Origin of the sequence: Sphingomonas beigongshangi, assembly GCF_016820445.1 — a bacterium.
In the GTDB taxonomy this organism is placed as follows: Bacteria; Pseudomonadota; Alphaproteobacteria; order Sphingomonadales; family Sphingomonadaceae; genus Sphingomonas; species Sphingomonas beigongshangi.
The window spans coordinates 286,781-300,559 of the sequence record NZ_JADHDT010000001.1; the positions used below are offsets into that span (position 1 = coordinate 286,781).

Annotated in this window: 17 protein-coding genes; 9 read left to right on the forward strand and 8 right to left on the reverse strand. The window is 68.1% G+C overall.

What is annotated here, in order from left to right; all coding sequences use genetic code 11:
- The first annotated feature begins 79 nt into the window (after positions 1–79).
- Positions 80–1,405, forward strand: coding sequence for an alkaline phosphatase family protein (locus IQ292_RS01400; protein ID WP_203308519.1), 1,326 nt, complete (start codon positions 80–82; stop codon positions 1,403–1,405).
- A 10-nt stretch (positions 1,406–1,415) separates the two neighbouring features.
- Positions 1,416–1,868: a MaoC family dehydratase gene (locus tag IQ292_RS01405; protein WP_203308520.1), complete on the forward strand. Its 453-nt coding sequence runs from the start codon at positions 1,416–1,418 to the stop codon at positions 1,866–1,868.
- Between the two features lie 9 nt (positions 1,869–1,877).
- Here IQ292_RS01405 and IQ292_RS01410 read toward each other — a convergent pair whose 3' ends face one another.
- The 5 genes from IQ292_RS01410 to petA form a co-directional block, all read right to left on the reverse strand.
- Complete coding sequence (locus IQ292_RS01410; RefSeq protein WP_203308521.1) at positions 1,878–2,489, reverse strand: hypothetical protein; 612 nt, start codon at positions 2,487–2,489, stop codon at positions 1,878–1,880.
- A 130-nt stretch (positions 2,490–2,619) separates the two neighbouring features.
- On the reverse strand, positions 2,620–3,150 hold the full coding sequence (locus IQ292_RS01415) for an adenine phosphoribosyltransferase (protein ID WP_203308522.1): 531 nt from the start codon (positions 3,148–3,150) through the stop codon (positions 2,620–2,622).
- A gap of 264 nt (positions 3,151–3,414) precedes the next feature.
- A complete protein-coding gene (locus IQ292_RS01420) occupies positions 3,415–4,257 on the reverse strand; it encodes a cytochrome c1 (protein WP_203308523.1) in 843 nt (280 codons plus the stop codon).
- A gap of 24 nt (positions 4,258–4,281) precedes the next feature.
- Positions 4,282–5,568, reverse strand: a complete 1,287-nt coding sequence (locus IQ292_RS01425) for a cytochrome b (RefSeq protein WP_203308524.1) — start codon at positions 5,566–5,568, stop codon at positions 4,282–4,284.
- A 14-nt stretch (positions 5,569–5,582) separates the two neighbouring features.
- The gene (gene petA, locus IQ292_RS01430) at positions 5,583–6,158 is read right to left on the reverse strand and encodes a ubiquinol-cytochrome c reductase iron-sulfur subunit (protein ID WP_238940752.1); all 576 of its coding nucleotides are present in this window, start codon (positions 6,156–6,158) and stop codon (positions 5,583–5,585) included.
- 203 nt (positions 6,159–6,361) lie between these two features.
- On the opposite strand from petA, the gene IQ292_RS01435 reads away from it, so the two are divergent.
- The 4 genes from IQ292_RS01435 (at position 6,362) to IQ292_RS01450 (ending at position 9,177) form a co-directional block, all read left to right on the forward strand.
- The gene (locus IQ292_RS01435; protein ID WP_203308526.1) at positions 6,362–6,838 is read left to right on the forward strand and encodes a tRNA (cytidine(34)-2'-O)-methyltransferase; all 477 of its coding nucleotides are present in this window, start codon (positions 6,362–6,364) and stop codon (positions 6,836–6,838) included.
- An 82-nt stretch (positions 6,839–6,920) separates the two neighbouring features.
- Positions 6,921–7,682: a Crp/Fnr family transcriptional regulator gene (locus IQ292_RS01440; RefSeq protein ID WP_203308527.1), complete on the forward strand. Its 762-nt coding sequence runs from the start codon at positions 6,921–6,923 to the stop codon at positions 7,680–7,682.
- A 48-nt stretch (positions 7,683–7,730) separates the two neighbouring features.
- Complete coding sequence (hemF, locus tag IQ292_RS01445; RefSeq protein WP_203308528.1) at positions 7,731–8,573, forward strand: oxygen-dependent coproporphyrinogen oxidase; 843 nt, start codon at positions 7,731–7,733, stop codon at positions 8,571–8,573.
- Between the two features lie 4 nt (positions 8,574–8,577).
- The gene (locus IQ292_RS01450) at positions 8,578–9,177 is read left to right on the forward strand and encodes a GNAT family N-acetyltransferase (RefSeq protein WP_203308529.1); all 600 of its coding nucleotides are present in this window, start codon (positions 8,578–8,580) and stop codon (positions 9,175–9,177) included.
- On the opposite strand, the gene IQ292_RS01455 is transcribed toward IQ292_RS01450, so the two are convergent.
- Both IQ292_RS01455 and IQ292_RS01460 read right to left on the reverse strand, forming a co-directional pair.
- The gene (locus tag IQ292_RS01455; RefSeq protein WP_287977425.1) at positions 9,150–9,905 is read right to left on the reverse strand and encodes a hypothetical protein; all 756 of its coding nucleotides are present in this window, start codon (positions 9,903–9,905) and stop codon (positions 9,150–9,152) included. The two genes, IQ292_RS01450 and IQ292_RS01455, sit on opposite strands and share 28 nt — an antisense overlap.
- A 10-nt stretch (positions 9,906–9,915) precedes the next feature.
- On the reverse strand, positions 9,916–10,749 hold the full coding sequence (locus tag IQ292_RS01460) for a DUF7847 domain-containing protein (protein WP_203308530.1): 834 nt from the start codon (positions 10,747–10,749) through the stop codon (positions 9,916–9,918).
- A gap of 158 nt (positions 10,750–10,907) precedes the next feature.
- On the opposite strand from IQ292_RS01460, the gene lipB reads away from it, so the two are divergent.
- From lipB to IQ292_RS01475, 3 genes are all read left to right on the forward strand, one after another.
- Positions 10,908–11,612, forward strand: a complete 705-nt coding sequence (lipB, locus tag IQ292_RS01465) for a lipoyl(octanoyl) transferase LipB (protein ID WP_203308531.1) — start codon at positions 10,908–10,910, stop codon at positions 11,610–11,612.
- An 87-nt stretch (positions 11,613–11,699) separates the two neighbouring features.
- Positions 11,700–11,963 (forward strand): hypothetical protein, encoded by a 264-nt coding sequence (locus IQ292_RS01470; protein WP_203308532.1) that lies wholly within the window; start codon positions 11,700–11,702, stop codon positions 11,961–11,963.
- Positions 11,964–12,178: 215 nt separating this feature from the next.
- On the forward strand, positions 12,179–12,922 hold the full coding sequence (locus tag IQ292_RS01475; protein ID WP_238940711.1) for a hypothetical protein: 744 nt from the start codon (positions 12,179–12,181) through the stop codon (positions 12,920–12,922).
- A 222-nt stretch (positions 12,923–13,144) separates the two neighbouring features.
- Here IQ292_RS01475 and queE read toward each other — a convergent pair whose 3' ends face one another.
- A complete protein-coding gene (gene queE, locus IQ292_RS01480; protein ID WP_203308533.1) occupies positions 13,145–13,777 on the reverse strand; it encodes a 7-carboxy-7-deazaguanine synthase in 633 nt (210 codons plus the stop codon).
- Positions 13,778–13,779 lie beyond the last annotated feature (2 nt).

Here is a 13,779-nt window from a genome sequence, read left to right on the forward strand (position 1 = left end):
CGTCGACCCTTCCGCCGACCGCAGCCGGCGGCTAGGGAAGACGGCAAGCCTTTCGTCTATCCGGGAAAATACATATCCCATGAAGTCGCTCGCCCTCGCCGCACCGCTCCTCCTGCTGGCCGGATGCGGCCTGCCCGCGACGCCGCCCGCGCTGTCTCCCGTCACGCAGCCCGCACCGCCGGGATCGACGGTCGCGCTGTCCACCGCGACCCCGCCCAGCGCCGCGCCGATCGCCGCCGATGCGCCGGTGACCATCCTGGTATCGATCGACGGTTTCCGTCCCGATTATCGCATGCGCGGCGTGACGCCGAATCTCGACCGTCTCGCGGCGAATGGGGTGAGCGCGGTGATGCAGCCGTCCTTTCCCTCGATCACCTTTCCGAACCACTGGACGCTCGTGACGGGCAAGGTGCCCGATCACAACGGCATCGTCGGCAACAAGATGGAGGATCCGCGCCGTCCCGGCGAGACCTTCACCATGGCCACCGACGACCCCTTCTGGTGGAGCCAGGCGGAACCGATCTGGGTGACCGCCGAAAAGGCCGGCATCCGCACCGCCACGATGTTCTGGCCCGGCGCGAACGTCGGCTGGGGCGGTACGCCGTCGCCGCATGGTCATGGTCAGGTCGACGGCGCGACGCGGCCAGAGGATTGGCAGCAGTTCAACCAGGCGGTCTCTCCCATGCAGCGGGTGGACGCGGTGATCGACTGGCTACGCCGCCCGGCCGCGACGCGGCCGCGTTTCGTCACGCTCTATTTCGATACGGTCGACACTGCGGGCCATGGCTATGGTCCCTCTGCTCCGGAGACGACGCAGGCGGTGGCGACGATCGACGCGCAGATCGGCCGGCTGGTCGACGGGCTGGCGACGCTGCGCCAGCGCGCCAATATCGTCGTCGTCGCCGACCACGGCATGGCCGCGACCGACACCGCCCGCACGATCGCGATGGATCGCGTGGCGAATCCGGCCGACTATCGCCTGTTCGACACCGGCCCCTTCGCCAGCCTCTATCCCGTGCCGGGGCACGAGGCCGCGCTGGAGACCGCGCTGCTCAAGTCGCACCCGCACATGCAATGCTGGCGCAAGGGTGCGATCCCGCCGCGCTTCCGTTACGGCACCAATCCGCGCATCCCGCCCTATTTCTGCCTCGCAGAGACCGGTTGGCTGATCCTCAAGACGGCGCCGACCGATGCGATCCACGGCGGCGCGCATGGCTATGACAATCGCGCTCCCGACATGGCGGCCCTGTTCATCGCCAACGGTCCGGCGTTCGTGGGGGGCAAGACCCTCGCCCGCTTCGACAATACCGACGTCGCGCCGCTGCTGCGCGATCTGATCGGCCTGCCCGCGGGGACGGGGCTCGACGGCGACGACGCACCCTTTCGCGCCGTCCTGCGACGATAGGAGGACAAGCATGCGCTACTTCGAGGATGTCGTCGTCGGCGAGACCGCGCGGTTCGGCGATTATGCGGTGACGCGCGAAGAGGTCATCGGCTTCGCTCGCCAATACGACCCGCAACCCTTTCACCTTTCGGACGAAGCCGCGGCAAAGACGCATTTCGGGCGATTGGCGGCGAGCGGCTGGCATACGTGTGCGATGACCATGGCGATGCTGGTCGCGCACATGGACGCGCATCGTCAGGCCAGCCTGGGATCGCCCGGCATCGACGAGTTGCGATGGCTGAAGCCGGTCTATCCCGGCGATCGCCTGCGCTGCGAAACCGAAGTGCTCGAGGCCCGGCGCTCGGCCAGCCGTCCGGAAATGGGCATCGTGCGCAGCAAGATGGCGGTATTCAACCAGCACGACGTCGTAGTCATGACGTTCGTGTCCAACTATCTGCTCGCGACGCGGCCCGTCGACGGCTGACCGAATGGCTCAGCGGCGGGTATGACCGCCGCCGCGACCGCCACCCCAGCCGCGGCCGCCGCCCCAGCCGCCACGGCCACCGCCGCCCCAGCCGCGATTGCCGCCCCAATGCTGTCCGCCCGTGGCGCCCGGCGTTCCCTGCGGCGTCACCGCTGGAGGCGTCTGGCCGGGCGTACCGGAAAAGTTCTGGCGATTGCCGCTCCAGCCACCCGGACGCTGTCCGTTCCATCCTTCCGGCCGGGTGCCGTTCCACGTCCCGCCTTGGCCGCGATCGAAACCACCCCAATTGTTCCGGAAGTTGCGGTCGCCCCGCCAGCCGTTGCGACGGTCCTGCCAGTAGCGGCGCTGCGCGTCGTTCCAGCGATAGGGCCGCCGCCACTGGTCGTAGACGTAGATACCCGTGCCGGGATAATAATAGTCGCCGTACCAGCCGAAGTAGCCGGGATAGCCATAGCCGCCGTACCCGCCATAGCCGTACCCATAGGGGTCGCCATATCCGTAGCCATAGCCGGTGCCATAGCCGACGGACACGCCGCTATAGCCGTAGCCGTCGGTGCAGGCGGCGGTGCCCAGGCCTGCGGCGAGGATGAGGCCGGTGAGGCCAAGGCGCTTGAGGATCATCACGCTCTCCCAATACTTGCGGGCGCGGGCTGATGGCTCGGGCGCGCCGATCGTCGTAAAACGAGGGCGGATCATCGCAGGTTCCGGATGAACCCTTACTGACTGGTTACGCGTCGGGATGCGCCGCCTTTCAATGGCCCGGAAAGGCGAACAGCGAATCGACGCGGATGCCGTCCCCCGCCAGCGCGGCCGCGCCGCCGAGATCGGGCAGGTCGATGACGAACTGCGCCTGCTCCACCTGTGCGCCGGCCTTGCGCAAGAGCCGGATCGCCGCGCGCGCGGTGCCGCCCGTCGCGATCAGATCGTCGACCAGCAGCACGCGCTGACCCGGCACGAGCGCGTCCTCGTGCATGGCGATCCGGTCCTGGCCATATTCGAGCGCATAATCTTCCGCGATGGTCGCACCCGGCAGCTTGCCGTCCTTGCGGATCAGCAGCACACCTGCCCCCAGCGGGACGGCTAGCGCGGCCGCGAACAGAAAGCCGCGCGCCTCGATCCCGGCGACGAGGTCGACCGGCCCGACCGTTGCGGCCGACATGCGCGCCACCGTCTGCGCCAGCCCCCGCGGATCGAGCAGGAGCGTCGTGATGTCGCGGAACTGGATGCCGGGCTTGGGGAAGTCCGGGATCGTACGGATCAGCGCCTTGAGATCGTCGTTCATGCGAGCCGCTGTCGCGTGGCTTGGTGGCGGGGTCAATGGGGGGTGGCTGCGCCTGCCCATTCCTTCGTCATCCCGGCGCACGCCGGGAGCCATGGACACGATTGCGGAGCGATGGCGCGACACCGCCGGCCGCCCGCAACCATGGGTCCCGGCGTTCGCCGGGATGACGAAAGGGGGCGGCCGGCTACCCAAAACAAAAGGGCGGGCGGCGCCGAGTTGCGCCATCCGCCCCTTCGTCCCGCACCGCCCGCAAGGCGGTGGGGATCAATGCTTCACGTCGCGCCAGACGTTCTGATAGGCGCCCCAGGCGAGGAAGATGAAGATCGCCAGGAAGATCACCGCGGCAAGCCCTGCGCCATGGCGCGCTTCGAGGTTCGGCTCCGCGGTCCAGGTCAGGAACGCCGCGACGTCGCGCGCCATCTGGTCGCGGGTCGCCTTGGTGCCGTCCGTGTAGGTGACCTGGCCGTCCTGCGTCAGCGGCGGCGGCATCGCGATGTTCAGGTTCGCGAAATAGGGGTTGTAGTGCAGCCCCTTGGGCGTCGTGAAGTCGGGGAACTCCCGCTTCATCTCGGCCGGCGGGTTGCGATAGCCGGTGATCAGCGCGTGGACGTAGTTCGGACCATCCTCGCGCGCCTTGGTCATCAGCGACAGATCGGGCGGCAGCGCGTTGTTGTTCGCGGCACGTGCGGCGACCTCGTTTGCGAAGGGCGACGGGAAGTGGTCCGACGGCACGTTCTTGCGCGTCGACGCCTCGCCGGTCTCCGGATTCACCGTCGGCTGTTCGATCACCCACTGGTTGGCGATCGCCTTCACCTCGGCCTCCGAATAGCCGATCTTGGTGAGGTCGCGGAAGGCGACGTACTTCAGGCTGTGGCAGGCCGAGCAGACCTCCTTGTAGACCTGAAAGCCGCGCTGGATCTGGCGGTTGTCGAACTTCCCGAACCAGCCGGCGGACGGCAGGTGGATATCCTCGGGATGGAGGTGGAAGACCTTTTCGGGCCCCTCCTTCGCGGGTTCGGTGATGGCGGTCTTGACCGTGCCGAACAGCGCGATCGCCAGCACGAAGACGAAGGCAGCGCCGACCAGGGATGAGATGATACGGACCATTGTCTTATTTCCCCCTGGGCCGGATCAGGCCTGCGCCGCGCTGTGCGCGAGGCTGGTGCCGCCGTGCTTCGCCAGCACCGCCTCGGTGATCGAATTGGGCAGCGGGCGCGGACGCTCCGAGCGGGCGACCCACGGCAGGATGATGAGGAAGTGCGCGAAGTAATAGGCCGCCGCGATCTGCCCCATGATGACGTTGCGTGGCAGCGGCTCCGCACCGCCGACATAGCCGAGCACCAGCACGTCGGCGAGCAGGATGCCGAGAAAGATGCGGTACTTCGGCCGGTAGTTGGCCGACCGGACCGGCGACGAGTCGAGCCAGGGCAGGAAGAAGAGCAGCAGGATCGAGCCGAACATCGCCAGCACGCCCCACAGCTTCGCCGGCAGGATGAAGTCCGCGGTGAAGCTCTTCAGGATCGCGTAGAAGGGCAGGAAATACCATTCCGGAACGATGTGCGCCGGCGTCGAGAGCGGGTTCGCCTCGATGTAATTGTCCGGATGGCCGAGCAGGTTGGGCGAGAAGAAGATGAACAGCGCGAAGATCAGCAGGAAGACGCCGAGCCCGAAGCCGTCCTTCGCGGTGTAATAGGGGTGGAAGGGCACCGTATCCTGCTCATCCTTCACCTCGACGCCGGTCGGGTTGTTCGAGCCGGGGATGTGCAGCGCCCAGATGTGCAGCATGATCACGCCCGCGATCACGAACGGCAACAGATAGTGAAGCGAAAAGAAGCGGTTGAGCGCGGCGTTGTCCGGCGCGAAACCGCCGAGCAGCCAGACGCGGATCGTCTCGCCGACCAGCGGAATGGCCGAGAAGAAGCCTGTGATGACCTGCGCGCCCCAGAAGCTCATCTGCCCCCAGGGGAGCACATAGCCCATGAACGCGGTCGCCATCATGAGGAGGAAGATGACGACGCCGAGCAGCCACACCATCTCGCGCGGCGCCTTGTACGAGCCGTAATAGAGGCCGCGGCCGATGTGGATGTAGACGACGGCGAGGAACATCGACGCGCCATTGGCGTGCGCATAGCGCAGGAACCAGCCGGCGTTGACGTCGCGCATGATGCTTTCGACCGAGCCGAACGCGACGCCGGCATTGGCGGCATAATGCATCGCCAGCACGACGCCGGTGATGATCTGCATCGCCAGCGCGGCCCCGGCGAGCACGCCGAAGTTCCAGAAATAGTTGAGGTTGCGCGGCACCGGATAACCCGCGCCGACGGCATTGTAGACGAGGCGCGGCAGCGGCAGCTTCTCGTCGAGCCACCGCATCAGCGGCTGCTTCGGCTCGTAATGCTTCGCCCAGGGAAAGCTCATGTCTCGGGTCTCCCTTAGCTGGCCACGCCGACCGTGACGGCCGTGTCGGAATCGAATTTGTAATCGGGGACGAGCAGGTTCTTCGGTGCCGGTCCCTGGCGGATGCGCGCCGCGGTGTCATAGGCCGAACCGTGGCACGGGCAGAAATAGCCGCCGAACGGCCCCCGGTTCTCGCCCTCGCGCGCGCCGAGCGGCACGCAGCCGAGATGGGTGCAGACGCCCAGCGTGATCAGCCAGTTCTTCTTGCCGGGCTTGGTGCGCTGTTCCAGCGTCTGCGGATCGCGCAGCGTCGACAGCGACACCGCGTCCGCATCCGCGATCTCCTTCGGCGTCAGGTTGCGCACGAACAGCGGCTGCTTGCGGAACGTGGTGACGATCGCCTGACCGGGCTCGACCTTCGACAGATCGACCTCGGTCGTCGACTGCGCGAGCACGTCGGCGGAAGGGTTCATCTGGTTGATCAGCGGCAGCACGATCGCGACCGCGCCGACACCCGCGAAGGATACGGCGGCGATGTTGATGAAGTCGCGGCGACGGGGATCGGGCACCTCCTCGTGGAACGGCTCCGGCGATTCACCGGGAGGCACCATGCTGTCAGTCGCCATGCGTCTCTCACCCTAACCGTCTTTATTGCGGCGGAGCCATCTCCGTCGTTCCTGCTGGAACCTTCGAAAGACGCCCCGTCCGAACACCGCCATCCCCTTGGCAGGCTGGTCGCGGTGATAGACGGGCCTCGCGCGCTTTGCCAACAGGCTTTTTGCGCGGCGCGTCACCGCGCGATAGGACGATCGCGATGCGCCTTGCCCTTTACCAGCCCGATATTGCCGGCAACGTCGGTACGCTGATGCGCCTCGCCGCCTGTATGGACGTCGGCCTCGACCTGATCGAACCGATGGGCTTTCCCTTCGGCGACAGGGCGATGACGCGCGCCGCGATGGATTACGGCGCGGCCGCCAGCATCCGCCGCCACCCCGACTTCGACGCGTTCGTCGCATCCGTGCCGGGCAGGATCGTGCTGCTCACGACGCGCGGCGCCACGCCCCTCCCCGACATGACGTTCCAGCCCGGCGACGCGCTGCTGCTGGGCAGCGAAGGCGCCGGCGTGCCGGACGAGGTCCACCACCGCGCCGATGCGCGCGTGCGCATACCGATGCGCGCGGGCATGCGGTCGCTCAACGTCGCGGTGTCCGGTGCCATCGTCCTGGCCGAAGCGCTTCGCCAGACGAACGGCTGGCCGGCGACGGATTCGCCCCTCGCGCGACAGGATTAGCGAGCGAAGACAGCAACATGCGTCAATTGCGCCTGGCGGGTTTCACGCTAGCAAGGACACTTCTTCTGACCGGAACCGTACCTTGCTCGACCCGCAATCTCCCTCTGTTCCCCTGCCGACCCACCGGCTCAAGGAATTCGCAAGCCTGACCACCGGTGAACTTGCGCGTATCCGCGAGCTGACCGAGGCGCCCGTTCGCCTTCCGCGCCATGCGATCATCCGGCGGGAGGGCGAACCGGCGCAGGCCGTGTGGCTGCTATCGGACGGCTGGGCGGCCTCGTCGATGCTGCTGTCCGATGGCGAGAGGCAGATCCTGAAGCTGCATCTGCCCGGCGACATGCTCGGTTCGACGGCCTTGTGCGTCATCGGCGCGCCCGACACGCTGGCTGCGCTGACGCCCGTCACCGTGCATCGCATTCCGACCCAGGCGTTCGGGGCGCTGTTCATGTCTAATCCCCGCTTTGCCGCCTGCATGTTCCTGAGCGCGCAGCGCGAAAGGGTTGCGTTGATGGATCGGCTGGCGACCGTGGGACGCATGTCCGCGCTCCAGCGTCTCGGCGCGCTGCTGCTGGACCTCAGCGATCGGCTGGCGGCGGTGGCGTGTGCGGCCTCCGACAGCTTCGACCTGCCGGTGACGCAGGAGCAGATCGGCGATTACCTCGGGCTGACGGGCGTCCACGTGAACCGGATGATCCGCCAGCTCGAAGTCGACGGGATCATCCTGCGCGATCGGCACCGCATCACCATCCCCGACCGGCAGCGCCTGCGCAGCCTCACGGGTGTGCAGGACCGCAAGCTTGCGCACGATCCTGACTGGCTCAAGGCCGTCGCGCCCGACGTGTGACGGCCGCGGTGCTTCCACGCGCATGGCCGAGCCTGTAAGGCAGCGGCCATGCTGACGCTTGACGCCGAACAGACCGCCGCCCGGACGTGGTTCGAATCCCTGCGCGACCGTATCTGCGCCGCGTTCGAGAGTATCGAGCGCGAGGCGGGATCCGAAGCCGCCTTCGCCTATACGCCGTGGGACCGCGCGGACCCGTCGGGCGCCCCCGGCGGCGGCGGCGTGCGCGGCGTGATGAAGGGGCGGGTGTTCGAGAAGGTAGGGGTCAATGTCTCCACCGTCGGCGGCACGTTCGAGGGCGAATTCGGCAAGACGATTCACGGTGCGGGCAGCGATCCGCGCTTCTTCGCGACCGGCATCAGCCTCGTCGCGCACATGGCCAATCCGCACGTCCCCGCGGTCCACATGAACACGCGATTCCTGGTGACGACCAAACGCTGGTTCGGCGGCGGCGCGGACCTGAACCCGCCGCTGCCCTATGCCGAGGACACCGAGGATTTCCACGCCACGCTGAAGGCGGCATGCGACGCGCACGATGCGGCCTATTATCCGCGGTTCCGGCAATGGGCGGACGAGTATTTCTTCATCCCGCACCGCGGCGTGCATCGCGGCGTGGGCGGCATCTTCTACGATCACCTGGAGGGCGATTTCGAGGCGAACTTCGCCTTCACCCGCGCGGTGGGCGAGGCGTTCCTCGACGCCTTCCCGCGCATCGTCCGGCGACGGATGGCCACCCCGTTCACCGACGCCGACGTCGCGGCGATGCGCGCCTGGCGCGGCCGCTATGCCGAATTCAACCTCGTCTACGATCGCGGCACGCTGTTCGGCCTGAAAACGGGCGGCAACATCGACGCGATCCTGATGAGCCTGCCGCCGCTCGCGACCTGGGAATGAGCGGGTGGCGCTGATCGACGTGCCGCCCGACCAGCTGGCGACGGTCGTCACGACGCTGGAAATGCGCGACCGGCCGCCGCTGCGGCCGCTGCCCGCATCCCCGCTACGGCTGGTGGCGTGGCGGACGCCGGAGCCGGCGCGCTATCGCCTGCTGTTCGAGCGGATCGGCGGTCCCTGGCTCTGGTATTCGCGCCTGGCGATGGACGACTCCGCGCTGACACGGATCATCCACGATCCCGCCGTCGTCATCCACGCGGCGGTCGACCGCGCGGGGATCGAGGTCGGCATGGTCGAACTGGACTTCCGCGCGGCGGGCGTATGCGAACTTTCCTACTTCGGCCTCGTCCCCGAGCTCGCGGGCCAGGGTCATGGCCGCTGGATGATGGCGGAGGCGCTGGCCCGCGCGTGGCGGCCCGGCATCGCGAAGCTGTGGGTGCACACCTGTACGCTCGACCACCCGTCCGCGCTCAATTTCTATCGGGCGCAGGGGTTCGTCGCGGTCAAGCGGACGCTCGAAACCTTTCCCGATCCCCGCGCGCTCGGCCTGTTGCCGGAAAGCGCGGGCGCGCATGTCCCCTATCTGGCCGGGCCCAGCCGACGATAGGCGACGACGGCGACGAGCGCACCGGCGAGCTGTGCCGCGCTCGCCACCGCGGCGGCGACCGCGTCGACGAGCGCCACGCCCAACGGATTGGCGCCGCCGCCGCCCAGCCACGTGCCGAGCAGCAGGAAGGGCTGGCCGCCGAGCATCGCGGCGAGATAGATGAAGGCGGTGGCGCCGAGCAGCGCGAGCTGCGCAGGTCGCGTGCGGCGCCACGACCGTCCCACGGCGGCGAGCGCACCGACAGGCGCCTCCGCGACGAGCGTCGGGCCGGCGAGCAGGAAGCGGCTCATCAGCCACAGGCCCGGCAACAGCAGCAGGTACATGCCGGCGCCGGCGGGTACCTGCACCACGAGCATCGCGAGAAGAAAGCGTGGATAAAGTCGCAGCGCGCGCTTGAGCGCCTGCCCGACCGTCGGCCGATCCGGGTCGAGCATGAGGCAATAGACGAGCGCGATCCCGAAATAGGTGACGAGGAACGCGAGCACGCAGCCCAGCCCGTAATCGCCCATCCAGCCGTCGAGCGCGGTCATCCAGGCCTGCGCCCGTGCCTGGGTGTCCGCGATCTTGTCGTCGGGCAAGGGGAATGGCGCGACCAGCAACGTGACGGCATAGGTCGGCAGAAAGATGAACAGTCCCGCGATCCGCACCAGCAGGTCGGCGTCGCGGCGAAACAGCGCCCAGCCCTCCGCGATCAGGCCGGCGAAGGTCGGGCGTCCGGATGTCTGCACGCGATGGTCCTCAACCGTCCGCGGCACGGCGCTGCGCGGCGAGCGCGACGTAGAGCTGCGTCGTGAACACGATCGCGATGACGCTGAAGACCGTCGACACCGCCGCGGTGGCGATGGCGGTGACGAACAGGACGGTCGCCACGCCCTCGCGCCCCAGCAGCAGGCCCAATAGGGTGCCGACCACCGCCTGGGTCGCCCAGGTGGCGACGAGCAGGACGACGACCCACAACAGCAGCACGCCGACGATCCGCCATGTATGCCGTCGCGTCAGCCGCCAGCTCCGCCCGATGGCGCCCAGGGCCAGCCGCTCGTTGACGATCACCGCATAGGTGAGCGCGAGACGGGCGCCGACGAACAGCAGGACGATGCCCAGCACCAGGATGTAGAGGCCGGCGAAGGCCGCCGCCCCCGGCGCGACCGCGAGTTGCTGCGTGCCTGCGGCGGCCGCGGCGAAATCGAACCCCGCACGCGCCATGACGAAGAGCGGCGGGAGCGCGAGCAGCGTCAAGGCCACCACCAGCACCACCATCACGCCCAGCGCCGGCAGGAACCGTGCCGTCGCGATACGCCGTGCGTCCGGTCCCTGCGTCTCCGGCGCGCTGGACGCGGCGATCAGGGCAAGCTGTCCCCACAGGGAAACCAGCGCGACCACGATGCCGAGCAGGCCGCCGATCGCCGCCGACACGGGCGCGGGCCCGCCGCCGATGGGGGTCGTAGCCCATATGTACCCTGCCCGGATCACACCGGGCAGGAACAGCGTCGGCGCGGCGATCGCGGCCAGCATAGCGCCTCGCCCGCTCAACACCGCGCTGCTGCGGTCCCACACGCTCGCCATCCTGACCATCGCCCGTCCCACCTTTCGCCCGACTGTCGAGCGCGGGGACTAGCCCAAGGCAAGGCTCTTGACCATCGCTTGCGCGAAGGACGCTCGACCATCGCTTGCGCGAGGGGCGCTCGACCATCGCTTGCGCGAGGGGCGACCGTTGCGCCATGGCCAGCCGCATGACGGATGCGCTCCCACCCTATGACCTGCCACCCGCGCTCGACGGGATCGAATGGCGCGTGACGCCGGGTCTGACGCCCTATGAAGCCGCGCTCGCCGAAATGGAGGCCCGCGCCGCGGCGGTTGCGGCAGGCGAGGCACGCGAACTCGTCTGGCTGCTGGAGCATCCGCCGCTCTACACCGCGGGGACGAGTGCCGATCCCGCCGAACTGATCGACGCGCGGTTTCCGGTGCATGTGACGGGCCGCGGCGGCAAATACACCTACCACGGCCCCGGCCAGCGGATCGGTTACCTGATCCTCGACCTCAATCGACGTGGCCGCGACGTCCGCTGTTTCGTCCATGGCCTTGAAGGATGGGTGATCGCCGCGCTTGCCCGGCTGGGCGTCGATGCGTTCCGCGTGGAGGGCCGCGTCGGCATCTGGACCCGCGACGGCGCCGAGGCCGGCGCGCCCGAGGCCAAGATCGGCGCGATCGGGGTGCGGGTGCAGCGCTGGGTGACGCTGCACGGCTTCGCGGTCAACGTCGCGCCCGACCTGTCCCATTTCGGCGGCATCGTGCCCTGCGGCCTGCCGGACTTCCCGGTCACCAGCCTCGCGGCGCTTGGCCGGCCCAGCCCGCTGGAAACCTTTGACGCCGCCCTTGCGTTCACCGCCCCGGCGTTCCTCGATACTCTTTCTTGTGCCACGGAAAACGAGGCTTGAGGGGCAGGCGTTATGTGCTAATGTCCACCGTGATTTGGGATTAAAGGGCCAGCAAGCCGTCCAAATCCGTTTTCTAGGGAGCTTCCAATGCGTGCAATCATCTCCAAGGTCCTGACCGGCTCGCTGATCGCCGGCGCCGCGCTCGCCGTGTCGGCTTGCGGCCCGAAGACGGAGACCACCACCGAAAACACGATGGTCACCGACATGAACAGCAGCGACGACATGGGCACCATGTCGGACAACATGACCGCGGTCGACGGTTCGACCAACGGCGGCATGATGGCCAACGACACGATGATGGCGAACGACACGATGATGTCGAACACCACCACGACCACGAACGCCATGTAATCGACCCCTTCCGGGTTCATTACGTTCGTGAAACGGCCGTCCGGAATACCGGGCGGCCGTTTCTTTTTGTTCCTCCGCCCCATGTCGTCTTGGCGCCACCGCGACTCAATTCGTCGCGTCCGAGACCTGATCATGGTAAATGGGGGATTGGGTCAGGCCCGGAATTCCTGTATTCTGCGCGGCATAACATACCCGCTTCGGGAGGAACCCTACCCATGACCCTGTTGCGTACCGCGATCGCTTTTGGCGGCGCGGCGATGGCCCTGACGCTGGCGGCACCGGCCTCGGCACAATTCTTCTTGCGCTCGCACGATTTCCGCAGCGACACGCTGAAGGGGGATCCCAGCGGCGTCGCCGAACTGCTGCCCGGCGCGACCGATGCCGAGCGTAGCGCGGCGGTGAGCTGGAACATGCGCGCGGCGCTCAACGTCGCCGCGCTGCAGTGCCAGTTCGAACCGACGTTGCTCACCGTACAGAATTACAATGCGCTGCTCACCGACCATTCCGCCGAGCTGAAGGGCGCATTCGACACGATCGCCAAATATTTCGCGCGCACGAACAAGACGCCCAAGGCCGGCACCGCCGCGCTCGACCAGTTCGGCACGCGGCTGTACGCAGGCTTCACGCCGGTCGCGGCGCAATACGGTTTCTGCCAGACGGCGAGCGTGATCGGTCGGGACGCGACCTTCGTCCCGCGCGGCAGCTTCGCCGCCTTTGCCGCCGAGCGGCTCCGCGAGCTGCGCGCCAGCCTGATGGCGCCTTATGGCGAACAGCATTTCTCGCGCTATCTGGGCCGCGACTATGCGTCCAAGCCGCGGTTCGATCCGGTCTGCTGGGACAAGCGCGGCGACTGGTCGATCAAGAAGTGCGGCACGTTCAACTGGCCGCCGGCGGCCGCCCCCACCGCGGCGATCGCCGCCGGCGCGGCTCCGGCGGCGGCGCAGACCGCGCTCCGCTGAACCCGGCGCGGCAATCCGATCGTGCCGCGCCCGGCCCCGCGAGGGGCCCGGCACGATCGGATTGCGCCCCCCTCCTGAGTGTCCCCGCCCCCTCCCGGGACGGCACGGGCTGGACATGATCCGATGCACCGCCGCTGACCCGGCCTCGCCGGATCAGCCGTTAGCGTGCGATCCAGCAACGCTGGATCGGCGTGGTACCGGCCACCAAGCACGTGGAAAACTCTAGCGCAATCCCAGCATCTTGTGCGTTTGGAGCGTCAGCCGCCATTGCGGCCGCTCCATGACCACCGCGATCGCCGCGGCGACATGCGCGGGCGCATCGGCGTCGTCGAGCGGCTGGAGCAGGCGGTGACGAAAGTCCCAGCGCTCGATCTCATCCAGATCCGACCCCGGCTGCGGCCAGACGAGCTTGAGCTCGTCGCCCGAGCGCTGGACCACGATGCTGCCGGCCTTGGGACTGACGCAGACCCAGTCGATCCCGGGGTGCGCGGGCAAGGTCCCGTTGGTCTCGATCGCGATCCGGAAACCCGCTGCGTGCAGCGCCTCGACGAGGGCGTCGTCGACCTGGAGCATCGGCTCGCCCCCGGTCAGGACGACGAAGCGATGGTCGGCCCCCGGCCCCCAGAAACCCTCGACCGCCGCGACCAGCGCCGCCGCATCGGCGAAGCGCCCTCCCCCAAGTCCGTCGGTGCCGACGAAGTCGGTGTCGCAGAACCGGCAGATCGCGCTGGCACGATCCAGTTCGCGCCCCGACCACAGGTTGCAGCCGGCGAAGCGCACGAACACCGCGCGCGCGCCGGCATTGGCGCCCTCGCCCTGCAGCGTCAGGAACATTTCCTTGACCGCATAGCTCATCG